Origin of the sequence: Streptomyces sp. NBC_01549 (assembly GCF_026339955.1) — a bacterium.
Taxonomy (GTDB): domain Bacteria; phylum Actinomycetota; class Actinomycetes; order Streptomycetales; family Streptomycetaceae; genus Streptomyces.
Window position 1 is genome coordinate 2,013,291 of record NZ_JAPEPW010000002.1, and the last position, 13,208, is coordinate 2,026,498.

The window sequence follows — 13,208 nt, forward strand, 5'->3', positions numbered from 1 at the left end:
GGCACGCCGAATTCGAATTCAGCTTCGAATTCAGAATCATTCGAATTCGGCATCGGATTCAGCGGGTGCGGCTCAGCGCACGACCGCCGTCTCCACCAGTAGCCGCGCCGCCGCCGCGATCGACTCCGCGTCGATGCCCGCGGCGTGCAGTTGCTCGGCGGGGGTCGCCGAACCCGGCATCGTACGGACGGCGAGGCGGACCAGCCGCGGCACCGGGCGGCCGTCGAGGAACGCGTCGAGGATCGCGTCGCCGATGCCGCCCTCCTCACGGTGGTCCTCGACGGTCACGAGGCATCCGGTCTGTTCGGCGGCCTCACGCAGGGTGCGGAGGTCGACGGGCTTGACCGAGTAGAGGTCGATGACCCGGACCTGGATGCCCTCGCGGTCGAGCGACTCCGCGGCGGCCAGCGCCTCGTGGACGGTGACGCCCGCGGCGACGAGCGTCAGCCGGTCCTCGTCACCGGCGCGCAATACCTTGCTGCCGCCGACGGGGAACTCCTCGGTGGGGCTGTAGATCACCGGGGTGTCCCCGCGCGAGGTGCGCAAATAGCGGATGCCCTCGCAGTCCGCCATCGTGGCGACGAGTTTCGCCGTCTGGTTGGCGTCGCACGGGTAGAGCACGGTCGTGCCGTACAGCGCCCGGAACATCGCCAGATCCTCCAGTGCCATCTGCGAGGGGCCGTCCTGGCCGATCGAGACGCCCGCGTGCGAGCCGACGAGGTTGATGCCGGAGCCGCTGATCGCGGCCATCCGGATGAAGTCGTGGGCACGGGTGAGGAACGCCGCGAACGTGGAGGCGTACGGCACCCAGTCGCGCGCGGCCATGCCGACGGCGGTCGCGACGAGTTGCTGTTCGGCGATGTAGCACTCGAAGAAGCGGTCGGGGTGTTCCTTGGCGAAGAACTCGGCACGGGTGGAGTCGCTCACCTCGCCGTCCAGGACGACGACGTCACCGCGGGCGGTGCCGAGCGCGGCGAGCGCCTGCCCGTAGGCGTCGCGGGTGGCGGCCTTGTCCCCGGTGTCGTAGCGGGGCAGTTCGAGGTGGCCGGAGCGGACGGCGTGCAACACCCTTGCCGGAGGCGGCTGTTGGACCTCCACGTGCAGGTTGCGTACTCCGCCGAGTTCGGTGATCGCCTCCTCGGCGTCCGGCAGCGGCTTGCCGTGCAGGCCCTCGCGGTCCTGGACGGACTCGACGCCCTTGCCCTTGAGGGTGCGGGCGATGATCGCGGTCGGCTGTCCCGCGGTGGACTCGGCCTCGGCGTACGCGCGGTCGATCGCCTCGACGTCGTGTCCGTCGATCTCCACGGTGTGCCAGCCGAACGCCTGGAAGCGGCGCGCGTACGCGTCCAGGTCGTGGCCGTGCCGGGTCGGGCCGCGCTGGCCCAGCCGGTTGACGTCGATGATCGCGACGAGGTTGTCGAGGTGCTCGTATCCGGCGTACTCGGCGCCCTCCCAGACCGACCCCTCGGCGAGTTCGCTGTCGCCGCACAGCACCCACACCCGATAGCCGGTGTGGTCGAGCCGCTTGCCGGCCAGGGCGATACCGACCCCCACGGGCAGCCCCTGGCCGAGCGAGCCGGTGGCGGTCTCGACCCACGGCAGCCGCCGGGGTGTCGGATGCCCTTCGAGCCGGCTGCCGAGCTTGCGGAAGGTGAGCAGTTCGGCCTCGCTGATGGCCCCGGCCGCCCGGTACGCGGCGTACAGGAGAGGTGAGGCATGCCCCTTGGAGAGGACGAAACGGTCATTGCCGTGATGCTGGGGGCGCTCGAAGTCGTAGCGCATGTGCTTGGCCAGGAGCACCGCCATCAGGTCGGCGGCGGACATCGAGGACGTGGGGTGCCCGGATCCCGCGGCGGCGGCAGCGCGCACACTGTCGACCCGCAACTGCTGGGCCAGTTCGGTGAGGTGACGGGTCTTCATGGGGTTCACGGTGGTATTCATGTCTCTCCTTCCGGACGGCTCGCGAAGACACCGGGGAACCGGCGACCCGTTCGGGTTCCGGCGATGCGGTGTCCAGCGGCCAGTCGGCCGCGGCGCGGACGCGGTTGCGAACACCTCGGGACGGCCCGGTACGCCCTCCCGCGGCGGCTGCTTGCGTACCAGCACTTCGGGTCGTCGGACGTGGGGGCCGGCTCCACCTGCCGGGTCACGTGGTCCCGGAGGTACAGCGCCTCGGGCAGTCCACGGTAGCCGTGCGCGTACTCGGCTACACCGGGCACGGGCAGCAGCTTGTTCACGCCGCCGACGGCCAGCACGAAACGATCGTACGTCAGCGTGCCAGAGAGCGAGACGGTGACACGGCGTGGTTCCAGGACGCCGACGGCGACCTGGGGCAGCAGGGGCGGATACGGAAAGTAGTCGGTCGGATCGAGAAGGGTGATGCCGGCCTCGTGCCGGGGCGGCCGCGCCGGCGTGCGAGCGGTTCGGTACGCGGCGAAGCCGGCACCGACGATCACGCTGCGGGGTCGACTCATGTTCGCCTCCGGCGATGTCGCTCGTACGTCGTACGGGGCTTTCCGCGTCCCCCTGGCCGGGGCACCCAAACCCCGGGGCTCCGGTGTTTCACCCTCGTCTCCGGGCGTGACTCGGCTGTCCGGAGGAGACGTCCGAAACGATCTCGTCCACCGTCGTGCCCAACTAAGCTCGTCCGCATGGAGATTCTGGGAGCCACGTTGCGGATCTGCGTCGACGACCTGGAGGCTTCGGTCCCCTTCTACGAAAGACTTGCGGGTGGGCAGGCCCTGCGGTTCGAGCGCGGCGGTGTGTCGGTGGCGGCGGTGGGCTGTTTCCTGCTCATGAGTGGACCCGAGGCCGATCTGGAGGTCCTGCGGAAGGTCTCCGCGACCATCGCCGTCAAGGACGTCGAGGACGCGCACCGGGTGCTCACTGAGCTGGGGGCGCGGATTCTGGCGGGGCCGGTGGGGACGCCGGCGGGGCGCAATCTGATCGCCATGCATCCGGACGGGGTCGTGTACGAGTACGTCGACCGCGGAGCCACATCACACTGACCAGCCCCGCCCCGAATCGCTCGGCTGCGGGCCGGTGGAGGCTTGTCGCGCAGTTCCCCGCGCCCCTGAAGGGGGGCTGGGGGCGGAGCCCCCAGGTGCGGATGGGACGGGTAGGGGCGGCGGGGGCGAGGAAAAGCTAGTTGGGGGTTTCGCGCATGCGGAAGTCGTAGTGGGGCGGGAGTGGCTCGTCCGTCAGACGGGCCCACAGGGCGGTGATGGTCTCCGCCCCCTCCCGCAGGTCAGCGACTTCGAACGCCTCGTCGAAGACGGCCCGCGCCCCGTCCCGATCCCCCTCCCCGAGAAGCAACTCCACCTCAAGCAGACGGAACCGCCCACGCGCACGCGTGCCGGGTCGCAACCGATCCCAGACCCGCCGCGCCTCCCCGGTACGCCGCACCGCGAGCAACGCCCCCACCGCCTCCCGCCCGAGCGCCGCCGTCGCCGCGGTCCAGGCCGGACCGTCGTCACGCCGCTCCTGACACAGGTCGTCGAAGGCCTCGGCGTACCGGTCGGCGGCCCGTTCCCGGTTGCCGGCCTCCTGGTCGGCGACGGCCAGGCACCGCAGCAACGGCCACAGCGACGGGGCGAGTTCGAGCGCCCGCTCCCAGCTGCGCACGGCCTGCGCCAGGTCCCCGGCGTGCCACTGCGCGACGCCGAGGTGGTACTCGGTGAGCGGTTTCGCGGGCGCGGTCTCCAGCATGTCCCGCCAGTGCGGGGCGACCAGACTCTCGCCGGGTGGCCCGACCCGCCGCGGCTCCGGGAAGGCGCCGGTCCGCAGGAGCTCCACCCAGGGCGCCTGCGCCTCCCCGAGCGTGGACTCCTCGAACGGCGTCCCGGGCAGCTTGTAGGAGGTGCGCAGCACTTCGAGCGCACCCCAGCCGGACCCGACGGCCAGCACCTCACCGGGCTCGGTGTCGGCGTGCGGCAACCACGCCTCGTACGCCGTGTCGACGTCCTCCCGAGGCAGAACGCCCGACAGCCCGCGTTCCACCTCGGCCCGCGCGACCGCCCAGTCCGCCCCGTGCACCGCCCCCGCATCCGTCGCCAGCGGCCCGTACGCCTCCAGCCAGGACACCTCGCTCTCCGCCTCCAGCCGGACGTGCTCCAGCTGGGTGCGGGCGAGCCCGGCCTGGATCTCGCAGTAGCCGCCGGTGCCGGGCTCGGTGAGCCATTCCTGCCAGCGCCGTCCGCCCGGACCTGAGCCCCAGACGAACAGCTTGCGCCCGCGCAGCACGTCGGTGGACGTCTGCACGAGCCCGTCGCCCGCGTCGTCGAGCGCGGCGATCCAGCGGCGCTGCCCGTCGGGCACCTCGTAGAAGTAGTCGGCGGGGAAGACGCCGCGCGGCGGATATGTGCGGTCCACTCCCTCGTGCTCGGGTACCGGCACCTTCCGCAGCCGCCGCTCGTACCCGAAGTGCCAGGCCTCGTCCGCGGGAGCCAGCACCCTGCGTTCCTCGGGGACGGCGATGTTGGACCACCAGTACAGGGGCGCGGGCTTCTCGTGCGGATTGCGGACACGGACGCCGACGTGGAGGAAGTCGGATCCGTCCGGGAGCCACAGGTCGACCTGGAAGGGCAGGTCGCGCAGCCGTTCCCACTCCCACAGGCGGAGCATCTCTCCCCCACTGCCTGAACGGCGTGGGCGGTGCCCCCAGCCGTCGGGGGCGGGGACGCGGGCGGCGTGCACGGGGGCGCAGGACAGGGTGGTGTGGCCGGTCGCGCCGATGTTCCACTCGATGCCGCCGGAGATCCAGGCTCCGTTGAGGGCGAAGCAGGCGGGCTGCACCACCGGGTTGCGGTAGAGGAGTTCGCGCTGTGAGGGCTTGTGGAACAGCGAGACCACCCTGCCGCCGTAGCCCGGCAGCACCACCGCCCGCAGCCGGTCGTTCTCGATCACGATCGTGTCGATCCCGTGCTGCTCGCGCCGTCTGTCGTACCCGTCCCGGATGCGCTCGGGCAGGATGCTGCGCAGTGGTTCGTAGCGGATCTGGCGGGCCATGTCGCGCGGCAGGTGGGCGTCTTCGCGGTCGTCGACACGGTGTGTCTCGTCGAGCGGCCGCAGGGGTGGCAGCGGGTTGTCCTGGCCCAACTCCGCTACCGGCAGGGTCAGTACGTCACGTCGGATCGTCGTCACGATGACCATGGAACAGCGACATCGACCACCTGACCAGGGTGTCCGCTCGTCAGGATCCGGTCAGGATTCCGCAAAGGCGACGACGGCATCGGTGGAAGACGACGCTGGTGTTCGAAGGGAGGTTCAGCTCGCGCGGAGCATCTCCGAGGTGATCGCCCATCGCTCGTGGTCGCGCCACGCCCCGTCGATGTAGATGAAGTCCGGCGAGAACCCCTCCAGCCGGAACCCGCAGCGCCGGGCAAGGGCGATCGAGGCCGAGTTCCGGGGCTGGACGTTGATCTCCAGCCGGTGCAGCCCCATCGGCCCGAAGGCGTGGCGGACCACGAGCCCCAGCCCCTCGGCCATGAGCCCGCGCCCCGTGGCGTGTGCGAAGGCGCCGTAGCCCAGCGCCCCGCACAGGAAGCCGCCCTCGACGATGTTGTTGATGTTGATGAAGCCCGCGATGGCCCCGCTGTCCCGTTCGCAGACCAAAAACCCGGCCTTCGTCCGGTCCTCGATGAGCCGCCCCGCGTACGCGGCGTACGCGTCGACGCTGCCGGGCGGGAAGAGCCAGGGCTGGTGCAGCGCCTTGCTCTCCCGGACTCGCGCGGTGAACTCGGCGGCGTCCTCGTAGGTGAAGTGCCGGATGCCCACGCGGGGGCCCTCGGCGAGATAGGCGGAGGCGTTCTCAGGCATCCCGACACACTACGCGACGGCGCCGCTAGACAAGAGCCGGCTGCTCCAGCGTCAGGGTCCCGGCGTCCGCGTCGAGTTCGGCCCGTACCCCGAAGGGGATCGTCAACGCACCTTCACCGTGCCCGAATCCGAACTCCTCGACGACCGGCACCCCGAGCCTGGCGAGCCGGTCGGTGAGCAGCGTGCGCACTTGCTCGTACGGCGAGCAGCGCGCCCAGGAGCCGAGCAGGACCCCGGTGACCCCGTCCAGCCAGCCGGCCCGCAGGAGTTGGGTGAGCGCCCGGTCCAGGCGGTACGTCTCCTCGCCCACGTCCTCCAGGCAGAGCAGCCCGCCACGCGCGGAGGTCCGGGCGTGCGGGGTGCCCAGGTCGGCTGCGAGCAGGCTCAGGCAGCCGCCGAGCACAACTCCCGTGGCGTGGCCGGGTACGAGAGGCGGCGCGCCCCCGCCGGACTCGATCACCCGTACCGTCTCCGGTTCGAAGAGGGTCGCCCGGAGGTGCTCCTGTGCCCGCGTGTTCTTGATGAAGTCGACGGCCGCGACCATGGGCCCGTGCAGGGTCACCAGGCCCGCGCGGTTCGCGAACGCCTCGTGCAGCGCCGTGATGTCGCTGAAGCCGAGGAACACCTTGGGCCCGGCGGCCCGTATCGCGTCCCAGTCGAGGAGGTCGACCATGCGTTGGGCGCCGTAGCCGCCGCGGGCGCACAGCACCGCGGCCACGTCCGGGTCGCACCAGGCGGTCTGGAGGTCGGCGGCCCGGTCGGCGTCGGTGCCCGCGAGGTAGGTGAACTCGGGGTGGCGGTCCAGGACATGCGGTGCCACGACGGGGTCGAGGTCCCAGCCGCGCAGGATGTCGAGGCCTGCCGCCAGCCGCTCCTCGGGCACGGGCCCGCTGGGGGCGACGACGGCGACGCGGGCCCCGGGGGCGAGACGGGTGGGACGGGTCAGGGCTTTCACTGGGTGGACTCCACGATCGGTGGGGCGGATCCCGTCGGCGCTGTGACGGGCTCTTCTAGGGCGGTGAGGTGCAGGGTGGGGACGCCGGGCGGATGCAGACCGAAGACCTGGGCGTACAGGGAGAGTTCGGCCTCCAGGGCCCGCACCATGGTGTCGGCCCGCCGGAATCCGTGCCCTTCTCCCTCGAAGGTGAGGTAGGCGTGCGGTACGCGTCGCCCGGTCGACCGGGCCAGCCTGGCGAGGAACCGTTCGCACTGTGCGGGCGGACAGATGACGTCGTCCAGGCCCTGCAGGAGCAGGAAGGGCGCGGTGATGCGGTCGGCGCGCTCGCTGGGCGAGCGTTCCACGTACCGGCCCGGCACCTCGGCGAGCGGGCCGATCAGCGTCTCCAGGTACCGCGACTCGAAGTCGTGGGTCTCCCCCGAGCCCCATTCGCTGAGGTCGAGGACCGGATAGAGGATCGTGCCGCAGGCGTAGACGTCGGTGCTGGTCAGGGAGGCGGCGGTGGTCCAGCCGCCCGCGCTGCCGCCGCGGATGGCGAGCCGCTGCCGGTCGGCGGTGCCCTCCTCGGCGAGCGCGAGCGCGACGGCCGCGCAGTCCTCGACGTCGACGATGCCCCACTGTTCGCGCAGCCGGTTGCGGTACTCCCGCCCGTGTCCCGCCGATCCCCCGTAGTTGACCTCGGCGACGCCGATGCCGCGCGAGGTGAAGTAGGCGATCTCCAGGTCGAGGACGAGGGGCGCCCGGCCCGTGGGTCCGCCGTGCGCCCACACGACGTAGGGCGGCAGTTCGTCGCCGGGTGCCACGTGGTCGGGGTGGTGCGGCGGGTAGATGTGGGCGTGGACCTCGCGCCCGGCGGGGCCGGTGAAGGTGCGGATCTGCGGCTCCGGGTAGTGCGCGGGGTCCACCGGGTCGGCGTGGCCGGCTCCGATCACCCGGGCGCGGCCGGTGCGGGCGTCCAGCTCGACGACCTCGTGGGCGCTGCGGGGGCTGGCGGCGACGCCCACGATCCGGCTGCCGTGGGCGTCGAGCGTCGGGGTGAACTCGGTCCAGGGGCCTGCCGCGTCGACGACCTCGCCGGTCTCCGGGTCCACTATCCCGAGGGCGGTGGCGCCGCGGCCGTGCACGACGGCGACGAGTCCGCTCTCCAGCGGCGCGAACCAGCGGTACCCGATCTTCCACAGCGGCCCGCCGAACTCCTCCTCCCGGGGGCAGACGGGCGTGTCCTCCCCGAGCCGGTAGAGGTTCCACCAGCCGGTGCGGTCACTGGCGTACAGGAGGGTGCCGTCGGAGGTCCAGTCCGCCTGGGCGATCGACTCCTCAGGTCCGCCCGCGACGGACCGCGCGCCGCGCAGGATGCCGTGCTCGGTGACGTCGGCGAGGATCAGTTCGGTGCCGTCCCAGGGCATGCGCGGGTGGTCCCAGGCGAGCCAGGCCGCCTGCGCGCCGTCGGGCGAGAGCCGGGGGCCGGTGACGAACCGGTGCCTGCCGTCGGTGAGTTCGCGCACCGCGTCGCGGTCCTGCGCCGCCGACCCGTCGAGCGGCACCGCGGCCACGACCCGTCGTACGTCGGTGGGTCCGTCCCCGGTGAACTCCTCCAGCACGCACCACACTTCGCCCCGTTCGGAGCGCAACCGCGGGTCCACCCAGCGCAGTCCGCCGCCCACCGGGGACACGGGGGTCAGCGGGCGCGGCCGCGCGTCCGGGGCGTCGGGCTCGTACGCGTAGAGTCGCTGGTCGGCGAAGTTCACGAACACGACGAACGGCCCCTCGGGGCGCATCTCGCCGGCCCAGGGCTGTCCGCCGTACTCGATCACCCGGCTGCGCACGTTCCAGGGGGCCGGCAGCACCGGCTCCTCCGTGCCGTCGGCGCGTCGGCGTACGAGCGTGCGCCGTCCGCCCTCCGCGGGCCGGGGTTCGGTCCACCACGCCTCGTCGCCGACGAAGCCGACGAACTCGGGGTGCCCGTCGTGCGCGGCGGCGAGCGCCGCGTTGATGGGCGAGGGCCACGATCCGTACGGCAGCTTCTGCATCCTGTCCTCTCTAGGTCGTGCGCAGGAAGCGGTCGAGGACGCGGACGCCGAAGTGCAGCGCCTCGACGGGAACGCGTTCGTCGACACCGTGGAAGAGGGCCTGGTAGTCGAAGCCCTCGGGGAGCTTGAGCGGGGCGAAGCCGTAACCGGTGATGCCGAGGCGTGAGAACTGCTTGGCGTCCGTGCCGCCCGACATGCAGTACGGCACCACATGCCCCTCCGGCGCGAACTCCTCGACGGCGGCGCGCATCCTGGCGTACGTCGGCGAGTCCAACGGCGACTGGAGGGCGACCTCGTGGTGGTGGAACTCCCACTCCACGTCCGGTCCGGTGAGCCGGTCGAGGGTGGTGCGGAACTCCTCCTCGCCGCCCGGCAGATAGCGGCCGTCCACATGGGCGACGGCCTCTCCCGGAATCACGTTGACCTTGTAACCGGCGCTGAGCATGGTCGGGTTGGCGCTGTTGCGGACCGTCGCCTCGACGAGCTTCGCGGCGGGCCCGAGCTTGTCGAGGAGCCCGTCGACGTCGTCCAGGTCCGCGTCGACGCCGTACAGCGTGGCGAGTTCGGTGAGGGCGGCGCTGACCGTCGGAGTGAGTCTGAGGGGCCATTCGTACGCGCCGATCCGGGCGATCGCCTCGGCCAGCCGGGTCACCGCGTTCGCCCGGTTCACCTTGGAGCCGTGGCCCGCCCGCCCGCGCGCGGTGAGCTTGAGCCAGCCGGTGCCGCGCTCCCCCGCCGCGATCGGGTACAGCTCCCGGCCCGCGCCGTCGTGGAAGGTGAACGCCCCGGACTCGCTGATGCCCTCGGTGCAGCCCTCGAACAGTCCCGGATGGTGGTCGGCGAGGAACCCGGAGCCGTCCTCCGCGCTCGCCTCCTCGTCGGCCGTGAACGCGATCACCAGGTCGCGCCGGGGCCTGACGCCGAGGCGCGCCCACAGGCGTACGACCGCAAGGATCATCGCGTCCATGTTCTTCATGTCTACCGCACCGCGCCCCCACACAACCCCGTCGCGGACCTCCCCGGAGAACGGGTGCACGCTCCAGTCGTCGGCCTGCGCGGGCACCACGTCGAGGTGACCGTGGACGAGCAGCGCGTCGGCGGACGGGTCGGTGCCTTCGAGCCGGGCGACGACGTTCGTACGGCCCTTGGTGCGCTCCAGCAGCGTGGGTTCGAGGCCCGCTTCCGCGAGCCGCGCGGCGGCGTACTCGGCGGCGGGGCGCTCCTGGCAGTCGCCGCCGCCCCTATTGGTGGTGTCGATACGGATGAGGTCGGAGGTGAACCGTACGACCTCGTGCAACGCCCGCTCGTCCACGACCCGTTCTTCCATGGCCCGTTCTTCCACAGCCCGCTCGCTCGTGACCCTCTGGTCAGCCATACTGCTCCTCCACCGCGGCCGAGACGATCGTGGTGACCGCCTTGAAGGTGCGAATCCCCTCGTACATGGTGTCGTTGGTGTACGCCACCTTCCGCTCTCCGATGCGCCGCACGCCCGGCACGACGGTGGCCGCCATCGACAGGTGCTCGGCGTCGAATTCGAGCGCCACGGTGAACGGGCCTCCCACGAGCGGTTCCTGACGTACCGCCAGGGCGGCCGCCTCCTTGGCCGCGGCCCGGATGTCGGCGGCGGTCCTCGCGGGCGTACGGCAGACCGCCGCGTACCGCGACACATGGTCCTTGACGGCGACCTTGAGTGCCTCGGGTGCGTAGCCGAGCGCGTCCTCGCAGGTCAGGTCGTCGCCGGTGACAAGCACGACGGGTACCCCGAACTCGGCGACGACATGCGAGTTGAGCAGTCCCTCGCTGGCGCGTACGTCGTTCACCCACACGCCGGTGATGGAGTTGGCGAGGTAGGTGTGTGCGAGGACGCCCTCCGTGCCGGCGCCCGTGTGGTAGCCGACGAAGGCGATCCCGTCGATGTCGCCGTGCTGCACGCCCTCCACCATGGACAGCGTCTTGTGCCGTCCGATGAGCAGCTCGGCCCGCTCGTCGAGCCGCTCCAGCAGCAGGTTCCGCATGGACCAGTGGGCCTCGTTGATCAGCACCTGGTCGGCCCCGCCGTCGAAGAAGCCGAGGACGGCGGCGTTGACGTCCGAGGTGAACATCGACCGGCAGCGTTCCCACTGCGGTGTCCCCGGCAACACGTCGGCGGGCCAGGTCACCCCGGTGGCGCCCTCCATGTCGGCGCTGATGAGGATCTTCACGACACACCCTTCCGGCACAGGTCAGCGGCTGTCTCCATGTCGTGTCACGTTACGTGGCGACGCACGGCCGGGCCAGGAGGCCGTCCACGGACGTCACCAGCCCGACCCGCCCCGACCGGCGCCGACGGGCCTCGTCAGGGTTCCAGGCCGTCGAAGAAGGCGGTGGTCTTGGCGCGGCCGCGAGCGGTGATCCGCGGGGTGGCGTTCTCGTTCCAGAACCTCATGCGACTCAGAGAACCAAGGCCTGTCCGGATCAGTCCTCGAAAACGGTCAGTACGACACCGTCGAGTTCGATGCGGCGCGGGGTACCGCCCTCGCCCCGGACGAGGGCGTCGAGGCAGCGCCGGAAGAGTTTCAGCTCCTCCTCGTCGAGGACGGCCGCCGCGAGGTCGAGAAGTTCGCCGAGTGCACTCTCGGTCAGTATGTCGGGCAGCTCACCGGAGAGGAGGACGACGGACTCGCCCGTACTGCCCCGGACCACGGCGGTGGTGGGTCCTCCGTGCACGAACAGCACATGTCCCCCTGGGTGACACAGGGGTCGTGCGGCTCACGTGCCCCGAGCAGAACGAGAGACTATCTGCGGATCTTGGGGGTTTCGGCCGTTCTGGATTCTTTTACCGGGAACCCCGGAAAGCGGAACCGGAGCACTCGGACGGGCGTCTTCGCCGTACGGCCGTTGACCGGGGCCAAAGCCCATAGGGCGCCTTCGGCGAAGCGACCGTACGGACCGAACCGAGGTCAGCGTCCCCTTGACGAGGCCATCCGACATCCGACGCACACCCACGGAACACCACCGCCACCCAAGTCCACCCAGCCCTACGGCACCACACCGTCCCCCATCACCCGAATGCGAGCCACCGCCGTAGACGCGGACACACGCCACGCATCGCACCGGCCGGGCGGCGCCGGTGCCCACCGGCTCCGGGCAACCCCTGCGCTCCTCACCGACGGACCGACGGCCACTGTCCACCGCCACCCGGTATCACTCCCCGGCAGGTCCTAGCCGCGTCGCGCGTCGCGGCCCAGCAGGGATTCGACCAGGGCGGCGACATGGCGGCGGTCGTCGGCCGAGAGTTGCTGGACGCTGGCGATGAGCAGGTCGACCTCGGGGTCGGCGGGTGTGCCGGGCCTGCCTTCGGCGGGCGGGGCGTCGGCCGCGTAGACATGGATCCCGCACGCCTCCGCGGCGGCCCTCCGCACGGTGTCCAACGACAGTCCAAGCCCCTTGGACAGTCCTTCGAGCGTGCTGGGCTGGGGCATGCGCACCACCCGCTCGGCCGTGGCCAGGTGGTGGACCGTGGAGCGCGGAATGCCGCCCCGACGTGCCACCTCGCCGTAGGACCAGCCTTCGCGGTCGAGGCGATCTCTGATGATCTGCTGCAGTGCGTTGGCCACCGATGGTCACTTCCTGCTCGCCGCCGGGCGGAACTCTTCCAAGCGGGATCGATTCTACGGGGGGCTTCGCTCCGGCCCCAGAAGTCTTTCCCCGAACCGCTTGCGCGGCGAGCTTCGAGGCGACTACTGTCCAATCTCGTTGGACAGCACGTCCGACCAGATTGGACAGAGCTTGGGGGGAACCAGCCTCTGTCCGATCGGAAATGCCCATCCCTGAGGGGGAATTGATCATGATGGACAACCGTGAGCTCGACACCGAGACCGCCGAGCTGCTGCCGGGTCGCGAGGCCCTCGGTCGGCTGAAGTTCAGCTTCGGCAAGACCGTCAACGTGACCAAGCACGTCGCCAACATCGACGCCTCCAACCAGTCGGCCGCCCTGAACGACCACTCCAGCTGGTCGGACGCGTCCTCGGGCGCCTCACAGGCCATCAACGTCCACCAGTAACCGGCACCGGAGGCTCGCCCGCCTCCGCGTCACCGGATGCTCGCCCGCATCCGCCTCTGTGCCATCACCACACCCGCATCAACGAACCACGTCCCGAAAGGACATCCCATGAGCATGGACATGAACGAGCTGCAGTCCGAGTCCGCCGAGCTGCTCCCCGGCCGCGAGGCCCTGGGCCGCCTGAAGTTCAGCTTCGGCCGTACGACCAACGTGACCAAGCACGTCGCCAACATCAGCGCCCACAACGAGTCGGCCGCCCTGAACGACCACTCCAGCTGGTCGGTGGCCGAGTCCAGCGCCAACCAGGCGATCAACGTCACGCAGTAACACCCGCCGCGCACAACGGCAGTTCGGCGGACCG

The 13,208-nt window shown here is 71.1% G+C and carries 11 protein-coding genes and 2 pseudogenes; 3 read left to right on the forward strand and 10 right to left on the reverse strand.

Annotated elements, in window-relative coordinates; translation table 11 throughout:
• Nucleotides 1–72: 72 nt before the first annotated feature.
• Nucleotides 73–1,926 (reverse strand): annotated as a pseudogene (locus OG819_RS44335) (transketolase); the annotation flags it as partial.
• Between the two features lie 179 nt (nucleotides 1,927–2,105).
• Nucleotides 2,106–2,474: pseudogene (locus tag OG819_RS44340) on the reverse strand (hypothetical protein); the annotation flags it as partial.
• Nucleotides 2,475–2,651: 177 nt separating this feature from the next.
• Between OG819_RS44340 and OG819_RS44345 the strand changes: the two are divergent.
• Nucleotides 2,652–3,008, forward strand: a complete 357-nt coding sequence (locus OG819_RS44345) for a VOC family protein (protein ID WP_266630796.1) — start codon at nucleotides 2,652–2,654, stop codon at nucleotides 3,006–3,008.
• 136 nt (nucleotides 3,009–3,144) lie between these two features.
• Here the strand turns inward: OG819_RS44345 and OG819_RS44350 are convergent, their stop codons facing one another.
• The 8 genes from OG819_RS44350 to OG819_RS44390 all read right to left on the reverse strand — a co-directional run bounded on the left by OG819_RS44350 (nucleotide 3,145) and on the right by OG819_RS44390 (nucleotide 12,401).
• Nucleotides 3,145–5,151, reverse strand: coding sequence for a DUF5107 domain-containing protein (locus OG819_RS44350; RefSeq protein WP_266655058.1), 2,007 nt, complete (start codon nucleotides 5,149–5,151; stop codon nucleotides 3,145–3,147).
• Nucleotides 5,152–5,265: 114 nt separating this feature from the next.
• Nucleotides 5,266–5,817, reverse strand: coding sequence for a GNAT family N-acetyltransferase (locus OG819_RS44355; protein ID WP_266630793.1), 552 nt, complete (start codon nucleotides 5,815–5,817; stop codon nucleotides 5,266–5,268).
• Nucleotides 5,818–5,842: 25 nt separating this feature from the next.
• The gene (locus tag OG819_RS44360) at nucleotides 5,843–6,772 is read right to left on the reverse strand and encodes an LD-carboxypeptidase (RefSeq protein ID WP_266655060.1); all 930 of its coding nucleotides are present in this window, start codon (nucleotides 6,770–6,772) and stop codon (nucleotides 5,843–5,845) included.
• The gene (locus tag OG819_RS44365; RefSeq protein WP_266655062.1) at nucleotides 6,769–8,805 is read right to left on the reverse strand and encodes a prolyl oligopeptidase family serine peptidase; all 2,037 of its coding nucleotides are present in this window, start codon (nucleotides 8,803–8,805) and stop codon (nucleotides 6,769–6,771) included. The genes OG819_RS44360 and OG819_RS44365 overlap by 4 nt, the downstream gene beginning before the upstream one ends.
• A 10-nt stretch (nucleotides 8,806–8,815) precedes the next feature.
• The gene (locus OG819_RS44370) at nucleotides 8,816–10,132 is read right to left on the reverse strand and encodes a M20/M25/M40 family metallo-hydrolase (RefSeq protein ID WP_266634844.1); all 1,317 of its coding nucleotides are present in this window, start codon (nucleotides 10,130–10,132) and stop codon (nucleotides 8,816–8,818) included.
• A 40-nt stretch (nucleotides 10,133–10,172) separates the two neighbouring features.
• A complete protein-coding gene (locus OG819_RS44375; protein ID WP_266630786.1) occupies nucleotides 10,173–11,006 on the reverse strand; it encodes a M55 family metallopeptidase in 834 nt (277 codons plus the stop codon).
• Nucleotides 11,007–11,259: 253 nt separating this feature from the next.
• A complete protein-coding gene (locus OG819_RS44385) occupies nucleotides 11,260–11,520 on the reverse strand; it encodes a hypothetical protein (protein ID WP_266428462.1) in 261 nt (86 codons plus the stop codon).
• A gap of 485 nt (nucleotides 11,521–12,005) precedes the next feature.
• Nucleotides 12,006–12,401 carry a helix-turn-helix transcriptional regulator gene (locus OG819_RS44390; RefSeq protein ID WP_266630784.1) on the reverse strand — a complete coding sequence of 132 codons (396 nt, stop codon included), beginning with the start codon at nucleotides 12,399–12,401 and terminating at the stop codon, nucleotides 12,006–12,008.
• Nucleotides 12,402–12,628: 227 nt separating this feature from the next.
• Between OG819_RS44390 and OG819_RS44395 the strand changes: the two genes are divergently transcribed.
• The gene (locus OG819_RS44395) at nucleotides 12,629–12,847 is read left to right on the forward strand and encodes a hypothetical protein (RefSeq protein ID WP_067362861.1); all 219 of its coding nucleotides are present in this window, start codon (nucleotides 12,629–12,631) and stop codon (nucleotides 12,845–12,847) included.
• A 108-nt stretch (nucleotides 12,848–12,955) separates the two neighbouring features.
• Nucleotides 12,956–13,174: a hypothetical protein gene (locus tag OG819_RS44400; RefSeq protein ID WP_054230284.1), complete on the forward strand. Its 219-nt coding sequence runs from the start codon at nucleotides 12,956–12,958 to the stop codon at nucleotides 13,172–13,174.
• Nucleotides 13,175–13,208: the final 34 nt, after the last annotated feature.

Coding starts and splice junctions, on each gene's coding strand:
- OG819_RS44345 (WP_266630796.1), top strand. CDS start 2,652: ATGGAGATTCTGGGAGCCACGTTGCGGATCTGCGTCGACGACCTGGAG.
- OG819_RS44350 (WP_266655058.1), bottom strand. CDS start 5,151: ATGGTCATCGTGACGACGATCCGACGTGACGTACTGACCCTGCCGGTA.
- OG819_RS44355 (WP_266630793.1), bottom strand. CDS start 5,817: ATGCCTGAGAACGCCTCCGCCTATCTCGCCGAGGGCCCCCGCGTGGGC.
- OG819_RS44365 (WP_266655062.1), bottom strand. CDS start 8,805: ATGCAGAAGCTGCCGTACGGATCGTGGCCCTCGCCCATCAACGCGGCG.
- OG819_RS44370 (WP_266634844.1), bottom strand. CDS start 10,132: ATGGAAGAACGGGTCGTGGACGAGCGGGCGTTGCACGAGGTCGTACGG.
- OG819_RS44400 (WP_054230284.1), top strand. CDS start 12,956: ATGAGCATGGACATGAACGAGCTGCAGTCCGAGTCCGCCGAGCTGCTC.